The organism is Cellulomonas telluris (genome assembly GCF_004886325.1).
Lineage (GTDB): Bacteria > Actinomycetota > Actinomycetes > Actinomycetales > Cellulomonadaceae > Cellulomonas > Cellulomonas telluris.
Genome location: NZ_QXFN01000004.1, coordinates 374,597 through 392,393 on the forward strand (window position 1 = coordinate 374,597; position 17,797 = coordinate 392,393).

Here is a 17,797-nt window from a genome sequence, read left to right on the forward strand (position 1 = left end):
GCGGTGGGGCCGGACCCGCGCCCGGGCGTCACGCCCAGGAGAACGCGGTCGCCACGTGACCGTGGTGGTTCGAGTTCGGCGCGAGGACGGTCTCCGCCGCCCGCTGCTCCTCGACCGTCGTGATCGTGATCTCAGCCATGGTTCGTCACCTCCTCCCCGTGCTCGTCGGGACCGGGACCGGCCGGGGTCGCGAGCACCTCGCGGTAGCGCGCGCAGCCGGGGACCAGGGAGTCGTGGGTGCCGTCGGCGACGACGCGCCCGCCGTCGAGCAGGACGACGCGGTCGCACGCCCGCACGACGGCGGGCCGGTGGGTCACGACGAGGGTCGTGCGACCCCGGCGCGCCTCGCGCAGCGTGGCGAGGAACGCGGCCTCGGTACGGGCGTCCAGGCCCGCGGTCGGCTCGTCGAGGACGAGCACGGACGGGTCGCGCAGCAGCCCGCGGGCGAGGCCGAGGCGCTGCCGCTCCCCGCCGGACCACGCGCCGCCGAGCTCGGCGAGCACGGTGTCGAGCCCGTCCGGCAGCGCCCGCACCCGCTCGGCGAGGTGCGCGCGCTCGAGGGCCTGCCACAGGGCCTCGTCCGGCGCGTCCGGGGCGAGCAGGTTGGCGCGCACGCTCGCCCGGAAGACGTGGGCGTGCTGACCCACGAGCACGACGCGCTCGCGGGTGCGTCCGCCGGGCTCGTCGGCGACGCGCACACCGTCGACGTGCACCTCGCCCGCGTCGTGCCCGACGAGCCGTGCCAGCACCAGGGCCAGCGTCGACTTGCCCGCGCCGCTCGCGCCGACGACGGCGACGTGCTCACCGGGCCGCACGTCGAGGTCGACGCCGTCGAGCACCGCGCGGTCGGTGCCCGGGTACGTCATCCGCAGCCCCTTCACGCGCAGCGCGCCGTGCTCGTCCGGGTGCCCGGCCAGGTCCTCGTGCGGCCCGTCCGCCGGGCGGGCGCCGGGGGAGCGGAGCAGCGCGTCGACGCGTGCCGCGGCGGCCGACGTCTCGCCGAGCCGCTGCAGGCCGGACACGACCGCGAGGGCGGGGGCCAGCCCGGCGCCCGCGAGGGCCACGGCCGCGGGCACCGCCTCCGCGGCGACGCCGCCGCCGACCGTCAGCAGCAGGGTCGCCAGGACGGCGGCCGCGGCGACGGCCTCCACGGCCGCCTGCTCGAGCCCGGTGCGGACCGCCAGGCCGCGGCGCACCCGCTGCACGCGGGCGGTGCCGGCGCGCACGGCCTCGACGACGGCGGGCAGCCGACCCAGCAGCACGGTCTCCCGCGCCGCCGACCGCGCCTCCATCACGGTCGAGGCGAGGGCCGCGACCTCGGCCCGCAGGGCCGTGCCCTGGCGGTCGGCGACCGGGAGCACGAGCACGGGGACGGCGAGCACGAGGGCCTGGGCGACCGGCACGACGAGACCGACCGGGCCCAGCCACGCGACGGCGCCCGCGGAGACGGCGACCGCGGCGGCGCCGCCCCCCACCACCTGCGCGGCGGTGTGCGCGTAGAACCACTCGAGCTGCTCGGCGTCCGTCATGGCGGCCGCGACCGTCTCCCCGGACCGGCGCCGCCCGAGCCCGAGCGGGGCCAGCCGTGCGATCGCCGCGTGCACCTGCCGGCGGACGGTGTCGATGACGCGGTAGGCGAGCACGTGCGCCAGCCACTGCTCGGTCCAGGCCAGCAGGCCGACGGCGACGACGGCCACGGCGAGCGCGAGGAGCTGCGCGCCGGCGGGGTCCCCGACCGCCACCGTCGTCGCCGCCCGCACCGACAGCACGCTGACGGCGACCCCGGCCACGAGCGCCGCCCAGACGACGACCGCGACCTCGGCGAACAGGCGGCGCTGCCCACCCAGGTGCCGGCCGAGCGCGAGGACCGGCACGAGCGCGTCGCGCCACGGCGAGGGCCGCGCCGGCGCTGCTGCGGCGGCGCTCACGGCACCCTCACCCCGGCGAGCGCGGCGAACGCCCCAGGCCGGGCGAGGAGCGCGTCGGGTGCGCCCTGCTCGACCACACGCCCGCCGTCCACGACGACGACGTGCCGCGCCGACCGCGCGACGTCGAGCCGGTGGGTCACGGCGACCACCGCCCGGTCGGGGTCGAGCGCGACGACCCCGGCGACGAGGCGCGCCTCCGAGGCGGCGTCCAGCGCCGACGTCGCCTCGTCGAGGACGAGAACGTCACGGCTCTGGACCAGGGCCCGGGCCACCGCGACGCGCTGACGCTGCCCGCCGGAGACGAGCGCCCCGCGCTCGCCGACCGGGGTGGCCAGGTGCACGGTCGGGTCCTGGGTGCCGATGCCGGCCACGGCGGCGGCGGTGGCGACGTCGGGCGCGGTGCCGGTCCGTGCACGAGGGGCGGCGGGGACGCCGAGCCCGATGTCGTCCCCGACCGTGCCGGCGAACAGCACGGGGTCCTGCGGCACGAGGGCGACGTGTGCCAGGAGCCGGTCGGGGCCGGCCGGCACGCCGTGCAGGAGCACCGTGCCGTCGACCGGGACGAGGAGCCCTGCGAGCACGCCCGCGAGCGTCGACTTGCCGCTGCCCGTCGCGCCGACGACGGCGGTGAGCCCGGGCCGCAGGACGAGGTCGACAGCGCTCAGCGCGTCGCGGTCCGTGCCGTGGTGGCGCACCCGCACCCCGCGCAGCTCCACGGGCGGGGCGCCCGGCACGCGAGCGGGCGGTGCGACCGCGACAGGGTCGTCCGGCGGGGCGTCCGCGAGCACCTGCGCCACCTGCTCGCCGGAGTAGGTCCCCAGGTACCCGGCGTGCCACGCGGCGGCGAGGTCGCGCAGCGGTCGGACGAGCTCGACCGAGAGCAGCACGAGCGTGAACACGGCGACCGGGGTCAGGGCGTCCCGGCGTGCGGCCACGACCGCGAGGACGACTGCGGGGACGGCGACGAGCGCGAGGCTCGACAGGCCCGACTCCACGAGCGAGACGCGCAGCTGGTGCAGGGTGCGGGAGAGCAGGTGCTCGGACGCCCGCGCGAGCTCGGCGGCGCGCCGGTGCTCGGCGTTGAGGGTGACGAGGGTCGTCATGCCCTGCATGGAGTCGACGAACTCGGCGTGCAGCTGCTGGTAGGCGTCCCAGTGGTCCGCTCCCCGCGCGGCGAGCACCCGGTCCCACGCGCGCGGCAGCAGCGGCAGCAGGGCGGTGGCGGCGATGGCGACGGCCCCGACGACGGGGTCGACGAGGAGGGCGGCCGTGCCGACGCCCGCGACGACGACGCCGGTCACCAGCAGCTGCGGGAGGTAGCCCGCGAGGTAGGCGTCGAGGTTCTCCACGCCGTCGACCACCACGGCGTGGTCGCGGCCCGTGCGCCCGGCGGCCGGGTCCGCGGCGCTGCGCCGCACGAACGCGCGGGTGACCCGCTCGCGCAGGTCCTGCTTCGTGCGGCTCATGAGCGCCTGCGCGACGAGCTGGCGGGCGAGGACGAGCAGGGGACGGGCGACGAGCACGGCGGCGAGCGCGACGAGCAGGGGAGCGAGGTCCCGGACGCGGTCGGCGGGCGCGCCGGCGCCGCTCGTGAGCGCGCCGAAGACGCGGGACAGCAGGAGCGCCTGGACCACCCACGTGGCGGAGACGGCGACGCCCACGGCCGCGACGACGAGCAGGACCCACCGCCGCCCGTCCAGCAGCCGAGACAGTCGCAGGTGCACCACGTCGACCCCCTGTTGCGAGTGGTTATCATTCGCGATGTGACCTTAGGCACCCATATCGGGCACGTCAACGCCCCGTCCGCCCACGGGACCCCGCCGGTCCTGCCGGACGAGCGCCGACCGCGCGTCGGCCTGTGGGTGCCCGTGCTCGCCGCGGCCCTGCTCGTCTCGCTCGTCCTCGCCGTCGGCATCGGCCCGCTGACGGTGGCGCCGGGCGAGGTCGCGGCAGTCGTCCACGCGCGGCTGACCGGCCGTGCTCCCGCCGCCGGGAGCACGCACGACACGGTGGTGTGGCTGCTGCGGGTCCCGCGCGTGCTCGTCGGGGCGCTGGTCGGCGCCGTGCTGGCCGCCGCCGGCGCCGCGCTGCAGGCCGTCGTGCGCAACCAGCTCGCGGACCCCTACCTGCTCGGCATCTCCTCGGGCGCCTCGCTCGGCGCCGCGCTCGTGCTCACCGCCGGCCTCGGCTCCCTCGTCGGCGCCGTGACGCTCGCGGCCGGCGCCTTCGGCGGCGCGCTCCTCGCGCTCGCGCTGGTGCTCGTCCTGGTCGGGCGCGGTCGCGGCCTCTCGTCCCACCGGCTCGTCCTCGCCGGGCTCACCGTCGGCTACTTCCTGGCCGCCGCGACGAACCTCGTCGTCGTCCTGGCGGACAGCCGGGACGCCGTCCGCGCGGTCACGTTCTGGACCCTCGGCTCCCTCGGCCGCGCCGACTGGGGCGACCTGCCCGTGCTGGCGACCGTCGGCCTGGTGACGCTCGGCGTGCTGGTCCTGCGGTCCCGGCGCCTCGACGCGATCGGCCTCGGCGACGACGTCGCACGCAGCCTCGGCACCGACCCGGACCGCCTGCGCCGGCAGGTCGCCGCCGTCAGCGCGCTCGGCGTCGCCGCCGCCGTCGCCGTGAGCGGGTCGATCGGCTTCGTCGGTCTCGTCGTCCCGCACCTGGCGCGCCGGCTCGTCGGTGCCACCCACCGCCTCGTCGTCCCCGCGAGCGCCCTGCTCGGCGCCCTCGTCCTCGTGTGGGCGGACACCCTCGCCCGCACGGTCCTCGCCCCGCGGGAGATCCCGCTCGGCATCCTCACCGCCCTGCTCGGCACCCCGCTCCTCATGGCCCTCGTCCGGCGCCGGCTGCGCCGCCCCTCCGTCGACGGCTGACCCGCCGTCGCCCACCACCGCCCACCCGCCCGACATCCCAGGAGGACCCGTGTCCCGTCCCGCCCGAGCCCGCACCCGCCTGCCCGCCTCCGGGGGCGCGGCCCTGCTGCTGGCGCTCACCGCCTGCACCACCCCCGCCGCGGGCGGCGCGGCGCAGGACGGCGTGACCGTGGGGGACTGCGGCGCCGAGGTGGTGCTCGACACCCCGCCCGGCAGCGTCATGACGGTCGGCACGGCGGCCGTCGCCCTGCTCGACGCCGCCGGTGCGGCCGACCGCATCACCGCACGCTCGGGGGAGTTCGGCGCGCCCCTGCCGGAGGGTCTGCAGGACCCGCCCTCCGACGACCTCGTCGTCGACCCGTCGGACCCGACGACCGAGGCCGTCCTCACCGCCGACCCGGACGTGGTGCTGGGGTACGGGCTGTTCGCAGCCGACCCCGAGCAGGTGCGGGCCGCGGGCATCGAGCTGCTCACGGTGCAGGGGGAGTGCGGGCACGACGCGTCGACCGACGCCCCGGCCGAGGTCACCCTCGCGACCGTGAGCGACGACGTGCGACGGCTCGGCACGGTGTTCGGCACCTCGGACGTGGCCGACGACGCCGCGGACGCCCTCGACGCGCGCGTCGCCGACGCCGAGCGTGCGCCGACCAGTGAGACCGCTGCCTGGCTGTACTTCTTCTCGTCCTCGGACCCGCTGTCCGGGTACGGCGGGACGGGGATGCCGCACGCGGTGCTCGAGGCCGCCGGCCTGCGCAACGTGCTGGGCGACGAGGAGGACGCCTACCTGACCGTCGCGGTCGAGAGCCTGCTCGCGGAGCAGCCGGACTGGGTGGTGCTGTCCTACGGCCTGTACGGCGAGAGCGAGGACGACGCCCGCGCCGCGCTCCTGGCGCAGCCGGGCGTGGACCGGCTGACCGCCGTGCAGGAGGGGCGGGTCGTCCTGCTGCCGGGCGACGCGTCGGCGCCCTCGCCGGCGGCCGTCGACGGGCTGGAGCGGCTCGTCGCGGCGACGGGCTGACGTGGGCGCGCCCGCCGTGCTGCACGCGGAGGACGTCGGCGTGCGGCACGGGCACGTGACCGCGCTCGCCGGGGTGGACGTCCGGGTCGACCCCGGCGAGGTCGTCGCTCTCGTGGGGCCGAACGGCTCCGGAAAGACGACGCTGCTGCGGGTCCTGGGCGGGCTGCGCCGGCCGACGACGGGGCGCGCGCTGCTCGCCGGGACGGACCTGCGACGGGTCCCCGACCGCGAGCGCGCCCGGCGGGTCGCCTACGTCGGCCAGGACGAGGAGGGCGACCTGCCGTTCACCGCCCGCGAGGTCCTCCTGCTCGGCCGGGCGGTCCGCCACCCCGACTGGCGCCCGTACGACGCCGACGACCACGCCGCGGTCGCGGCCCTCCTGCAGACCTGGCAGCTGACCGGCCTCGCCGACCGGGGCCTCGACGAGATGTCCGGCGGCGAGCGCCGCCGGGTGCTGCTCGCGCGCGCGTTCGCGCAGGGCGGGGACGTCCTGCTGCTCGACGAGCCCACGAACCACCTCGACCTGCGCCACCAGCACGCCCTGCTCGCCCACGTCGCCGACGCGGGGGGCACGGCGGTGGTCGCCCTGCACGACCTCGACCTGGCCGCGGCGTACTGCAGCCGCGTCGTGGTGCTCGCCTCCGGCTCGGTCGTGGCCGACGGCCGGCCCGCCGACGTGCTGACGGCGGCCCTCGTCGGCCGGGTGTACCGCGTGCACGCGCGGACGCTGCACGACGGCCGGCGCACGCACGTGGTCGTGGGCCGCTAGACCCGCCCGGCGCCCCGCCGGCACGCCCGTCACCTCCCCGCCCCCACCCCTCGAAGGAGAACGTCATGCCTCACCTGCCCGCGCACCACCGCCCGTCCGGGCGGTCCCTGCGCCTCCTCGCCGCGGGCGCCGGCGCCGCGGCCGTCCTCGCGCTGGCCGCCTGCAGCGGTACGGCCGGCGACGCCTCCCCGACGACGGCCACGCCGTCGGCGCCCGCCCCGTCCTTCACCGCGTCGTCCGACGACGAGCGGCTCGTCGTCGCCGACCCGGCGGAGTCCGTCGTCCACGCGTTCTCCGTGCCCGAGCACGAGCTGCTCGGCACGGTGGAGGACGTGACCGTGGGGGATCACGCCGGCTTCGTGCAGCTCGAGGACGGGCGCCTGCTCGCGGCGAACACCGAGCCGCCGGAGCTCGTGGCGCTCGACGTGACCGGCACCGAGCCGGAGGTCCTCGGCCGCGTGGGCCTGCCCGGCGCCGCCGTCCACATCGCCGTCGACCCCGGGGCCGGGCTCGCGGCGGTGAGCACGGCCGCCGCGTCCGAGGGCGGCGACGCCGGCATCACGGTGGTCGACCTGTCCTCGTTCGAGGCGCGCAGCTCGGTCGAGGTGGCCAGCGAGGAGCCGGGCATCGCGTTCGTCGAGCACGGGCTGCTGCACCGCGACGGGGCGGAGGGCGGGCGCGTGGAGCTGCTGCCGCTCGACGGCCTCCAGGAGGGGAGGTCCGAGGCGGCGGCGACGGCGTCCGTGGGGGCGTACGGGCACGGCGAGGCCGTCCTCGACGGCGACCTGCTGCTGGCTACCGACTCCGGTCTGGAGCGCCTCCGCGTCGCGCCCGACGGCCTGACCGCGCAGCCCACCGTGCCCTGGGCCGCCGACGGCAGCGACTGGGGCCGCGGCTACTACCTGCGGGTCGTCGGCGGGGAGCAGCCGCACGTGTGGAGCTACGTCCGCGACCAGTCGAGCCAGAGCTGGGGCGAGTGGCGCAACGACGTGTACGTGCTCCCCGCCGGGCAGGACGCCGCCCGGCGCGCCCCGCTCGGCGACGGGCTGGCGTTCCGGTTCGCGGTCGCCGACGGCCGCGTCCTGTTCGCGCGCATGCACCCGGACGGCTACGTCGCCCACGTCGTCGACGCCGATCCCGCGTCCCCGACGTTCCTGGAGACGCTCCACGAGATCGACCTCCCGGTGCCCACGGGGGCGCCTGCCCGCGAGGCCGACGCGGACGCCGTCTGGGCGTCCCCGGGGCGTCCGATCGCCGCGCTGACCGCTGACGGCGCCCTCGGGTACGTGTCCCGCGGCGGGGACGGGGTGATCGACGTGCTCGACACCGACGCCGGCACGGTGACGGGAACCGTCGACGTCCCCACCCCGCTCGACGGCGGCGGCTACCTCGTCGTGGCGCGCCCCGGGGTCGAGCTCGTGGACCCGCTGGGCCGGTGACGGCAGGGCGCCCCCGCGGCCCCCACGGCGCGCGGGCGCCGGTCCCGGGGGCCGGGAGGTGTGCCGTCGTTGCCTACGGCGTCGTCACCCGCGCCGCGACGTGGGACGCGGCGGCCGCCAGCCCATCGTCCGGTCCGACGCGCGCAGCGCGACCGCGGCGGGCGTGAGGCGCACGGCGGCGTCGCGCGCCGACTCCACGACGGGGTTGGCGTGCTGCGTCAGCCGGCCCAGCCGCCGCGACGTGGCGTGCAGCTCCGCGGCGCGCGCACGCCGGGACGCGCTGTAGCGGGCGAGCGCCTGCGCGACCGGCGCGCCGTCGGCGAGCACGTGCGCCAGGACGACGGCGTCCTCCAGGGCGAGGCCGGCGCCCTGGCCGAGGTTCGGCTCCAGGGCGTGCGCCGCGTCGCCCACCAGCACCGTGGTGCCGCGGTGCAGCGACGCGGGCACCCGCGACAGCGCGTGCACGTCGTGCCGCAGCAGGGTCGCCGGGTCCGCGGCGTCGAGCAGGGCGGGGATCGGCGCGTGCCACCCGCCGAAGCGCCGGCGCAGCCCGGCGAGCTCCGCCGCACCGTCGGGCGCGTGCCGGCCCGCCGGGACGGTCGCCGTCGCGAAGACGTAGGCCACGCCCTCGGCCACCGGTACCACGCCGAAGCGCTCGCGCCGGCCCCACGTCTCGGACGCCTCGGTCACCGGTGCACCCGTGCGCACGAGCGCTCGCCACGTCGTGTACCCGGAGTACGTGGGCGCCGCGGCACCGGGCCAGCCCGCCGTGCGCATGTGCGACCGCAGGCCGTCGGCGGCCACCACCAGGTCGTGCTGCGCGGCGACCGAGGCCAGGTCCGTCACCGCGGAGCCGCACCGCACGGCGCCGGGACCGACCGCGTCCGCGAGCAGGGCGTGCAGGGCCCCCCGCTCGACGCCGAGCAGCGGCGCGCCGTGCCGCCGGGCGAGCCGCGAGGCGTCCAGCCTCGAGAGCGTGCGGCCGTCCGGCCGGCGCAGGGCGGACGCGGTGAGGGTGACGGCGTGCTCGCGGACCGCGTCGCCCAGGCCGAGCGCGTCCAGGGCGTGCACGGCATTGGGTGCGAGGACGAGCCCGGCGCCCAGCGCCCGCAGGGTCGCCGCCCGCTCGTGGACGGTCACCGACCAGCCCGAGCGCCGCAGCGCGACCGCGGTGGCCAGCCCGGCGATCCCCGCGCCGACGACGGTGGCGGACGGCGGTCCTGCCGGGCCCGGTGGTGGCGTCATGCCGGCACTCTACGAACGTAGAGGAACCGTGCACAACTCTACGTCGGTAGAGTCCGCGTCGTGGACCTGGACCGTCGCCGGCTGATCGCGCGTCACGCACTGGAGGTGCTGGCCCGGGAGGGCGCGCGCGGGCTCACGCACCGTGCGGTGGACGAGGCTGCGGGACTGCCCACCGGGTCGACGTCCTACTACCACCGCACGCGGGCCGCGCTGCTCGAGGCGTGCCTCGACGACCTCGTGCGCCAGGACGAGGCCGACATCGCCGCGACCGCGCCCCTGCTGCGTGCCGGCGACGAGGCGTCCCTCGCCGCCGTGCTCGCCGAGGTGCTGCACCGCTGGGCCACGACGGACCGGACGCGTCAGCTCGGACGCTACGAGCTGTTCCTCGAGGCGGTGCGCCGGCCCGACCTCGCGCGTGCGCTGCACCAGGGTGGCGCCGCCGTTCGCCGCGCCGTCGCCGAGGTCCTGTCCGACCTCGGCGCACCCGAGCCCCGGCAGCGCGCGGACTGGCTCGTGGCGGCGATGGAGGGCGTGCTCCTCGAGCGCGTCGCCGGTGCCCGGTCCACCGACCCCGTCGACCGCGACACGTTCGAGGACGTCGCGCGCTGGCTGGCGCGCGCCGCGCTCGCGCCCTAGCCCTCGTCGGCGACCCCGCGCAGCCGTGCGCGGGTCGCGGGCGGCGGGACGGGGTGGTGGCACCGGCGGTCAGCCGCTCCTGGCGAGGTCGTCGGGCAGGACGGGTCGCCGGTCGCGCGGCAGCCCGGCGCGCACGAGCAGGTACGACTCGCGCACCAGCTCCTCGACCAGGTCCCCGCTGACGTCCCGGCCGGCGTGCACGGTGATCCAGTGGCGCTTGTTCATGTGGTAGCCCGGCGTGATGCCGGCGTGCTCCCCGCGCAGCGCCAGGGCGTCCTCCGGGTCGCACTTGAGCACGGCGACCGGCTCGCCGGGCACGTCGGTGACGAGCAGGAAGACCCGGCCCGACACCTTGAACACCTCCCACTCCGGCCCGAAGGGGTGCTCGTGCGTGACGCCGGGCAGCTCGGCGGCGGTGCGCATGGCCGTGTCCTGGAGCGCGTGCATGCACGTCAGGCTGCCACCGCGGGCGCGGTGCCGCCGCCTGCTCAGATCCGTCCGCGCACGGGCGTCCGCTCGGCCGGGCCGGCGTCCTCGGGCATGGCCATCTCGGCGCGCACGCCCAGCAGGCGCACCTCACGGTCCTCGACCCGGTCCGCGAGCGCCATCACGGCCGCGACCAGGGCGTCCGGGTCCCGCGTCGGCTCGGCCAGCCGACGGCTGGCCCCGGTCGTGACGAACGGCGCGTAGCGCACCTTGAGCGCGACCCGGACCACCGGCCGCCCGTCCTCGGCGACGTCCTCGACGACCCGGTCCGTGAGCTCGCGGACGGCGCGGCGCACCTGCTCCGGCGTCGTCAGGTTCTCCTGGAAGGTCGTCTCCCGGCCGTGCCCACGCGGCACCCACGGCCGGTCGTCGACCGTCGTCGGCCCGAGGCCCTGCCCGAGCTCGTGGTACCAGACGCCCATCCGCGGCCCGAACTCCGCCACGAGGGCGTCCACGGGCGCGGCGGCGAGCTCGCGCACGGTCGTGACCCCGAGGCCGGCGAGACGCCGCGAGACCTTCGTGCCGACGCCCCAGAGGTCGATCGTCGGGCGGTCGCCCATGACCGCGGACCAGTTCTCCGCGGTCAGCCGGAAGACCCCCGCGGGCTTGCCGTGCTCCGTGGCGATCTTCGCGCGCACCTTGTTGTCGCCGATGCCCACGGAGCAGTGCAGCCCCGTCGCGGCCAGCACCGCCTCCTGCGCCCGGCGGGCGAGCGCCTCGGGGTCGTCGGTCACCGCCCCCAGGAAGGCCTCGTCCCAGCCGAGGACCTCGACCACCGCGCCCAGCGTCCGCAGCGTCGCCATGACGCGGTCGGAGACGGCGTCGTACTCGGCGGCGTCGACGGGCAGGAACACGGCGTCCGGGAGCCGGCGCGCGGCCACCCGCAGCGGCATGCCGGAGCGGACACCGGCGGCCCGCGCCTCGTAGGACGCCGTCGACACGACACCCCGCTCGGTCGGGTCGCCGCGGCCGCCCACGACGACCGGCCGGCCCGCCAGCTCGGGGCGGCGCAGCACCTCGACCGCCGCGACGAACTGGTCGAGGTCGACGTGCAGCACCCACGCCGTGCGTGCGCCCATGGCAGGAGTGTGCCCGCCCGGCACGGAGCCCGCGCGGCGCCCACGAGGACGCGCTGCTGGCGTCGCCGGCATGGCGGAGGAGGCGGCACGACGGACGTCGACCTGGGTCGCCGGCGTGTTCTCGGCGCTCGTCCTGGCCGCCGGCGTCGCGGCCGGGATCGCCACGGGGGAGTGGTGGCCGCTGCTGTGCGCGTCCGGCCTGGTCGTCCTGCCCGCCGCCGTCCGCCGCAGGGGCTGACGGCGCAGGGGCTGACGGCGCAAGGGCGGACGGCGCAGGGCCCGGCACGGCCCTGCGGTGGACGTGCCGGCCGATCGCGGTGATGCTCGAACCGCAGGCGTCCGACGGCGCTCCCCGCGTCCGCCACCGCCCGAGGGGAGCAGGCACATGGACGTGTCGAGGCAGCAGCGGTCGGTCTGGCGGCGCCTGCCGGTCGAGCGGATCGACGAGGTCGAGGCCCGCAGCGGCGCGGGCCGGCTGACGAAGAGCCTGGGGCTGTGGCAGCTCACCGCGATCGGCGTCGGCGGCATCATCGGCGTCGGGATCTTCTCCCTCGCCGGCCTGGTCGCCCACGGCGACGCCGAGAACCCCGGCGTCGGTCCCGCGGTCCTCATCTCGTTCCTCGTCGCGGGCCTCGCCTCGGCCGCGGCCGCGCTGTCCTACGCCGAGTTCGCCGGGATGATCCCGCGGGCCGGCTCGGCCTACACCTACGGGTACGTGGCCCTCGGCGAGATCGTCGGCTGGTTCATCGGCTGGGACCTGCTGCTCGAGTACATCGCGATCGTCGCCGTCGTGGCGATCGGGATATCCGGGTACCTGGACGCGTTCCTCGCCGGCTTCGGCGTCGAGCTGCCCACCGCGGTGACCGCGAGCGCGGAGGAGGGCGGCGTCGTCAACCTCCCCGCGCTGCTCATCTGCCTGCTCGTCACGTTCATCCTCAGCCGCGGGACGCGCGCGTTCGGGCGGTTCGAGCTCGCCGCCGTCGCGATCAAGATCCTGCTGATCCTGTTCATCATCGGGCTCGGCATCTTCTACGTGGACACCGGCAACTACAGCCCCTTCATGCCCAACGGCTTCGGGCCCGTGCTCACCGGGGCGGCGACGGTGTTCTTCGCGGTGTTCGGCTACGACGCCATGTCGACCGCCGCGGAGGAGGCGACGGACGGGCGCCGGCACATGCCGAAGGCGATCATCCTGTCGCTCGTCATCGCGATGCTGCTGTACGTCGCGGCGACGCTGGTGCTCACCGGGCTGCAGGACTACCGCGACATCGACCCGACGGCCGGCTTCGCGTCCGCGTTCACGAACGTCGGCCTGCCCGTGGTCGCGAGCATCATCTCGGTGTTCGCGGTGCTGTCGATCCTCACGGTCATGCTGACGTTCCTGCTGGGCGTCACCCGGGTGTGGTTCTCCATGAGCCGTGACGGCCTGCTGCCGACGTGGTTCGCGGGGGTCGACCGGCACGGCACCCCGCAGCGCGTCACGTGGATCGCCGGGATCGGGGCGGCCCTGCTCGCGGGCGTGTTCCCGATCCGCGCGGTGGCCGACCTGACGAACATCGGCATCCTGTCGGCGTTCGTGGTCGTCTGCGTCGCCGTCATCCTGTTCCGCTACACGCGGCCCGACGCGCCGCGCTCGTTCCGGCTGCCGTTCATGCCGGTCGTGCCCGCGTTCGGCGTGCTGGCGTCGCTGTTCCTGATCCTGCAGCTGCACTGGGAGACGTGGCTGCGCTTCGGGGTGTGGCTGGTGATCGGGCTGGTCGTCTACTTCGCGTACGGGCGGGGCCACTCGCTGCTGAACCCGGCCAGCCCGCACCACGCGGGCACGACCGCGGCGGGCCCGTCCGAGCGGTGACCGTCGCGCAGGGCCCGTCTCAGCGCGCCCGCGACCGCCGGAACGGTGCGAGGACCGCCCGGGCCTGCTCCGCGTGCCCCCAGTCGGGCTCGTACTGGGCGACCACTGCCAGGTGCTGGCGCAGGTGCAGCAGCGGCATGCGCTCGCGCCAGCCGTCGTCGAGCCCGGTGAGCTCGGCGTAGACGTCGAAGAAGCGGTCGGACTCGGGCGGGCGCGGGCTCGACCACAGGTGGGACAGGTCCACCTCCGCCCAGGCGTAGGACACGGCCGGGTCGATCAGGGCGGGGGCGCCGTCCGCCGACAGCACGTTCTGCGACCACAGGTCCCCGTGGGTCAGGCACGCCGGCCGCTCGGGCAGCAGGTCGGGCAGGGCGGCGCACAGGCGCTCGAGCGCGCGACGGTCCTCCGCGTCGAGCGCGGCCTGCACGCGGGGCTCCGGCAGCCAGCGCAGCAGGCGGCGCTCCGCGAAGAACCGGTGGCCGTTGTCGTCCCACGTGTTGTCCTGGCGCAGGCGGCCGAGCCAGGTGTCGCGGTGCCAGCCGAACCGGCCGCCGGCCGTCGACGTGTGCAGGCGCGCGACGTCGTGCGCGAGGTGCTCCCAGAACGCTGCGGTGTCGACCCGCGGGGCGAGGGCCTCGAGCACGAGCAGGTCAGGTCGCGCCAGGTGCACCTGCGGGGTGCGGACGCCACCCGTCGCGGCCAGTGCGCCCAGCCCGTCCGCCTCGGCGGCGAACAGGTCGTCCGCCGGGGGGTCCGGGAACGTCTTCGCGAACAGGGGCGCCCCGTGGGTGCGCCGTGCCAGCCCGGCGACCGCGGCGACCCCGCCCTCCGTGAGCTCGACGCGCGTCACGTCGGTCAGGCCGGCACGGTGCAGGCGGTCGAGGAGCAGCGCGGTCCCGGTCACGCGCCGAGGGTAGCGACGCGCTCGCGAGCGACCTCGTCCGCCGGTCGGCCCGTGTCCGGGTCCGCCACGTCGGCCGCGACGGAGAGGGGACGCGGCGGCGTACCGTGCACGGGTGCGCAGCGGAGACGAGGACGTGACCATCGGTCCGTACGACCCGACGACGGATGCCGGGGCGACGTTCGCGGTCTACCAGGCCGCCATCCGCCGCACCGCGGCGAAGGACTACACGCCGGAGCAGATCGAGGCGTGGCTCGGCCGGCGAGGGGGTGACCTCACCGGCTGGGGCGCGGCGCGCGCCCGAGCGCGCACGCTGGTGGCCCGGGCGGGGACCGGCGACGTCGTCGGCTTCACCGACCTGCTGCCCGACGGCCTCGTCGACATGCTCTTCGTCCACCCGGACGCGGGCGGCCGCGGGGTGGCGCGCGCGCTGCTGACGGCCGTCGCGGCGGAGGCGCGGGCCCGGGGGCTGCGCGAGCTGCGGACGTTCGCGAGCCGCACCGCGCAGCCGGTGTTCGAGCGGCTGGGCTTCACCGTGTGGGCGGACCGGCCCGACAACACCGCGCGCGGCGTCGTCGTGCCGAACGCCGAGATGCGGTGCACGCTCGGCCCGACCTGACCGCGTCGCCCTCCGGTCCGCCGCCGCGCCCGCGCCTCAGTCGACGGCGTCGCGCGCGAGCGGGCACGTCATGCAGTGCCCGCCGCCGCGGCCGCGGCCGAGCTCGGCCCCCGCGATCGTGACGACCTCGACGCCCGCCCGGCGCAGCGCCGCGTTCGTCTGGGTGTTCCGGTCGTAGGTGAACACGACCCCGGGGCTGACGGCGACGGCGTTGTTCGCGCTGTCCCACTGCTGGCGCTCGGACGCGTAGACGTCGCCCGCGGTCTCGACGACCCGCAGGCGCGGCAGCCCGAGGGCGCGGGCCACGACGTCGACCAGGGGCGTGTCGCCCTCGTCGACGAGCTCGATCCCGGGCGCCCGGTCGGACGGCAGGAGCGTGAAGGCGTGGATGCCGTCGACGATCGCGGGGTGCACCGTCACGAGGTCGTGGTCGGCGAAGGTGAACACGGTGTCGAGGTGCATCGCGGCCCGCAGGCTGGGCATGCCGGCGACGACGACGCGGTCGGCCACCTCCTGCTCGAACAGCGCCCGGGCCACCTGCGTGATCGCCTGGCGCGACGTGCGCTCGCTCATGCCGACGAGCACCGAGCGGTTCCCGATCGGCATGACGTCGCCGCCCTCGAGCGTGGCGCGACCCCAGTCCTGCTCGGCGTCGCCCCACCAGACCGTGGCGTCCCGGTAGTCCGGGTGGAACCGGTACACCGTCTGCATGAGCAGGGTCTCGTCGTGCCGTGCCGGCCAGTACAGCGGGTTCAGGGTGAGCCCGCCGTAGACCCAGCACGTCGTGTCCCGCGTGTAGAGCGTGTTCGGCAGCGGCGGCATCAGGTACTCGGCGGCGTCGGGCGACTCGCGCGCCAGCGCCAGGTAGCCGCTGCGGAGGTCCGCGGGCAGGTCGCGCGTGGACAGGCCGCCGATGAGGAAGCGGGCCAGCTCGCGCGGCGAGAGCTGGTCGAGGTAGGCGCGGGTGCCCTCGACCAGACCCAGGCCCACGGTGTTCGCGACGATCTTGCGGTCCAGCAGCCAGGCGCGAGCCTCGGGGATCGCGACCGTCTCGGCCAGCAGGTCGTGCAGCTCGACGACCTCGACGCCCCGGTTGCGGAGCTTGTCGACGAAGTCGAGGTGGTCGCGCTGCGCCGCCTCGACCCACATGACGTCGTCGAACAGCAGGTCGTCGGAGTTCCTGGGCGTGAGCCGCTCGTGGGCGAGCCCCGGTGCGCAGACGAGGACCTTGCGCAGGCGCCCGACCTCGGAGTGGACGCCGAGCGTGCGCGTGGTCGCCTGGGTCTCCTGCGTGGTGCTCATGCGGTCTCCTTCGTGACAGGACGGGACGTCAGAGGTGGATCCACCCCTGGGCGAGCGCCACGACCGCGACGACCGCCACGACGACCGCCACCCCGCACAGGACCAGCTCGCCGGGGTGGAACACCCGGCGGCCCTGCTCGCGACGGGTGAGGACGAACAGCACGGTCGACGGCGCGTAGAACAGGAACGAGACGAGCAGCAGGGTGGGACCGGCGGCGTACACGAGGAAGGCGGTGTAGACCGTCGCCAGGGCGGCCACGACGCCGTCGCGCACCGGCGGGCCGGACGCGGCGGGGTACGACTCGCGCGTCAGCACGAGCTTGAGCGCGTACGCCGCCGCGAGCAGGAACGGGACGAGGCTCAGGGACGCGGTCAGGTCGAGGGCGAAGTCGAAGGCGTCGCGCGAGAACAGGGTGACGACGAGCACCACCTGGGACAGGCCCGTGGTCAGCAGCAGCGCGTTGACGGGCACGTCCTTGCTGGTGGTCCGCGCCAGGAAGCGGGGCAGGTCGCGGTCCCTCGCCGCGACGAGCAGCACCTCGGCGGCCATGAGGCTCCACGCCAGGTACGCGCCGAGCACCGAGACGATCAGCCCGACGCTGACGAACGTGCTGCCCCAGCCCCCGACGGCCGCCTCCAGGACCCCCGCCATCGACGGCTGCCGCAGCTGCGCGATCTCGGCCATCGGCAGCACGCCGTACGAGACGACCGTCACGGACGCGAACACGGCGAAGACGGCGAGGAACCCGAGCACGGTGGCCCGTCCGACGTCCTCGCGGCGCCGCGCGTGCCGCGAGTAGACGCTGGCGCCCTCCACGCCGAGGAACACGAAGACCGTCACGAGCATGGTGTCGCGCACCTGGTCGAACACCGACCCCGTGTAGTCCGCGCCCTGCAGGTTGCCCGCCAGCACCGACGGGTCGAGGACGAACAGGGCGAGCAGCACGAAGACGACGATCGGCACCACCTTGGCGATCGTCACGATGCGGTTGATCGCCGTCGCCTCCCGGATGCCGCGGCGGATCAGGAGGAAGAACAGCCACAGCCCGACGGACGACAGCACGACCGCGAGGACCGTGTCGCCGGCGCCGAGCGCGGGCACGACGGCGCCGAGCGTCGACATGATGAGCACCCAGTAGGTCACGTTGCCGACGCACGCGCTGGCCCAGTACCCGATGGCCGAGTAGAACCCCGGGAGCTCCCCGAACCCCGCCTTCGCGTACGCGTAGACGCCGGCGTCGAGCGCGGGCTTGCGCACCGCGAGCGTCTGGAAGACGAACGCCAGCATGAGCATCCCGGCGCCCGCGACCGTCCACGCGACCAGGGCCCCCGCGACGCCCGTCTCCTGGGCGAAGCGGCGGGGCAGCGAGAACACCCCGGCGCCGACCATCGACCCGACGACCATCGTGGTGAGCGTCAGGAGGCTCACCGTCGACGTCCTGGCGGCAGCGGTCTCGTGCGTCGTGCTCACGGTCCGACCTCGCAGACTGGGCCGCGCGGCGCGGGCCCGGGATGGAGGAGCAGCGTGCGGGAACTCGCTCCCGAGCATCGCACGGGCTCGCGCGGCGGTCGACGGCGGGGGAGGCTGGACGCGGCCGCGCTGCCGCGGCGACGCCACGGCGCGGACGCGCGCCCGGGACGAGGAGCGAG

At 76.5% G+C, this 17,797-nt stretch carries 16 protein-coding genes; 8 read left to right on the forward strand and 8 right to left on the reverse strand.

The annotated features are described in order from the left end of the window. Positions 1 to 131: 131 nt before the first annotated feature. Both FB586_RS13935 and FB586_RS13940 read right to left on the reverse strand, forming a co-directional pair. On the reverse strand, positions 132 to 1,928 hold the full coding sequence (locus tag FB586_RS13935) for an amino acid ABC transporter ATP-binding/permease protein (protein WP_136519932.1): 1,797 nt from the start codon (positions 1,926 to 1,928) through the stop codon (positions 132 to 134). After that, positions 1,925 to 3,655 (reverse strand): ATP-binding cassette domain-containing protein, encoded by a 1,731-nt coding sequence (locus FB586_RS13940; protein WP_136519933.1) that lies wholly within the window; start codon positions 3,653 to 3,655, stop codon positions 1,925 to 1,927. Before FB586_RS13940 ends, FB586_RS13935 begins: the two co-directional genes overlap by 4 nt. A 36-nt stretch (positions 3,656 to 3,691) precedes the next feature. On the opposite strand from FB586_RS13940, the gene FB586_RS13945 reads away from it, so the two are divergent. The 4 genes from FB586_RS13945 to FB586_RS13960 all read left to right on the forward strand — a co-directional run bounded on the left by FB586_RS13945 (position 3,692) and on the right by FB586_RS13960 (position 8,027). Further along, positions 3,692 to 4,801, forward strand: coding sequence for a FecCD family ABC transporter permease (locus tag FB586_RS13945; protein ID WP_246036766.1), 1,110 nt, complete (start codon positions 3,692 to 3,694; stop codon positions 4,799 to 4,801). A gap of 49 nt (positions 4,802 to 4,850) precedes the next feature. Next, entirely contained in the window at positions 4,851 to 5,819 is a 969-nt protein-coding gene (locus FB586_RS13950; protein ID WP_136519934.1) for an ABC transporter substrate-binding protein, read from the forward strand. A 1-nt stretch (position 5,820) separates the two neighbouring features. After that, on the forward strand, positions 5,821 to 6,588 hold the full coding sequence (locus tag FB586_RS13955) for an ABC transporter ATP-binding protein (RefSeq protein ID WP_222928364.1): 768 nt from the start codon (positions 5,821 to 5,823) through the stop codon (positions 6,586 to 6,588). Between the two features lie 65 nt (positions 6,589 to 6,653). Continuing rightward, entirely contained in the window at positions 6,654 to 8,027 is a 1,374-nt protein-coding gene (locus tag FB586_RS13960) for a YncE family protein (RefSeq protein WP_136519935.1), read from the forward strand. Between the two features lie 84 nt (positions 8,028 to 8,111). Here FB586_RS13960 and FB586_RS13965 read toward each other — a convergent pair whose 3' ends face one another. Continuing rightward, entirely contained in the window at positions 8,112 to 9,272 is a 1,161-nt protein-coding gene (locus FB586_RS13965; RefSeq protein ID WP_136519936.1) for an FAD-dependent monooxygenase, read from the reverse strand. 60 nt (positions 9,273 to 9,332) lie between these two features. On the opposite strand from FB586_RS13965, the gene FB586_RS13970 reads away from it, so the two are divergent. Next, the gene (locus FB586_RS13970; protein WP_136519937.1) at positions 9,333 to 9,908 is read left to right on the forward strand and encodes a TetR/AcrR family transcriptional regulator; all 576 of its coding nucleotides are present in this window, start codon (positions 9,333 to 9,335) and stop codon (positions 9,906 to 9,908) included. 69 nt (positions 9,909 to 9,977) lie between these two features. On the opposite strand, the gene FB586_RS13975 is transcribed toward FB586_RS13970, so the two are convergent. Both FB586_RS13975 and FB586_RS13980 read right to left on the reverse strand, forming a co-directional pair. Then, a complete protein-coding gene (locus tag FB586_RS13975; RefSeq protein ID WP_136519938.1) occupies positions 9,978 to 10,355 on the reverse strand; it encodes an MmcQ/YjbR family DNA-binding protein in 378 nt (125 codons plus the stop codon). 41 nt (positions 10,356 to 10,396) lie between these two features. Next, the gene (locus tag FB586_RS13980) at positions 10,397 to 11,473 is read right to left on the reverse strand and encodes a DNA polymerase IV (protein WP_136519939.1); all 1,077 of its coding nucleotides are present in this window, start codon (positions 11,471 to 11,473) and stop codon (positions 10,397 to 10,399) included. A gap of 70 nt (positions 11,474 to 11,543) precedes the next feature. Here FB586_RS13980 and FB586_RS19470 point away from each other — a divergent pair, with 70 nt between their 5' ends. Then, a complete protein-coding gene (locus FB586_RS19470; RefSeq protein WP_168800564.1) occupies positions 11,544 to 11,711 on the forward strand; it encodes a hypothetical protein in 168 nt (55 codons plus the stop codon). Between the two features lie 147 nt (positions 11,712 to 11,858). Continuing rightward, positions 11,859 to 13,325 carry an amino acid permease gene (locus tag FB586_RS13985; protein WP_136519940.1) on the forward strand — a complete coding sequence of 489 codons (1,467 nt, stop codon included), beginning with the start codon at positions 11,859 to 11,861 and terminating at the stop codon, positions 13,323 to 13,325. Between the two features lie 19 nt (positions 13,326 to 13,344). Here FB586_RS13985 and FB586_RS13990 read toward each other — a convergent pair whose 3' ends face one another. Then, entirely contained in the window at positions 13,345 to 14,229 is an 885-nt protein-coding gene (locus tag FB586_RS13990) for a fructosamine kinase family protein (protein ID WP_246036767.1), read from the reverse strand. A 112-nt stretch (positions 14,230 to 14,341) separates the two neighbouring features. Between FB586_RS13990 and FB586_RS13995 the strand changes: the two genes are divergently transcribed. After that, positions 14,342 to 14,845, forward strand: coding sequence for a GNAT family N-acetyltransferase (locus FB586_RS13995; protein WP_136519942.1), 504 nt, complete (start codon positions 14,342 to 14,344; stop codon positions 14,843 to 14,845). 36 nt (positions 14,846 to 14,881) lie between these two features. On the opposite strand, the gene FB586_RS14000 is transcribed toward FB586_RS13995, so the two are convergent. Both FB586_RS14000 and FB586_RS14005 read right to left on the reverse strand, forming a co-directional pair. Next, a complete protein-coding gene (locus tag FB586_RS14000; protein ID WP_136519943.1) occupies positions 14,882 to 16,147 on the reverse strand; it encodes an arginine deiminase in 1,266 nt (421 codons plus the stop codon). Between the two features lie 28 nt (positions 16,148 to 16,175). Next, positions 16,176 to 17,696 carry a basic amino acid/polyamine antiporter gene (locus tag FB586_RS14005; RefSeq protein WP_136519944.1) on the reverse strand — a complete coding sequence of 507 codons (1,521 nt, stop codon included), beginning with the start codon at positions 17,694 to 17,696 and terminating at the stop codon, positions 16,176 to 16,178. Positions 17,697 to 17,797 lie beyond the last annotated feature (101 nt).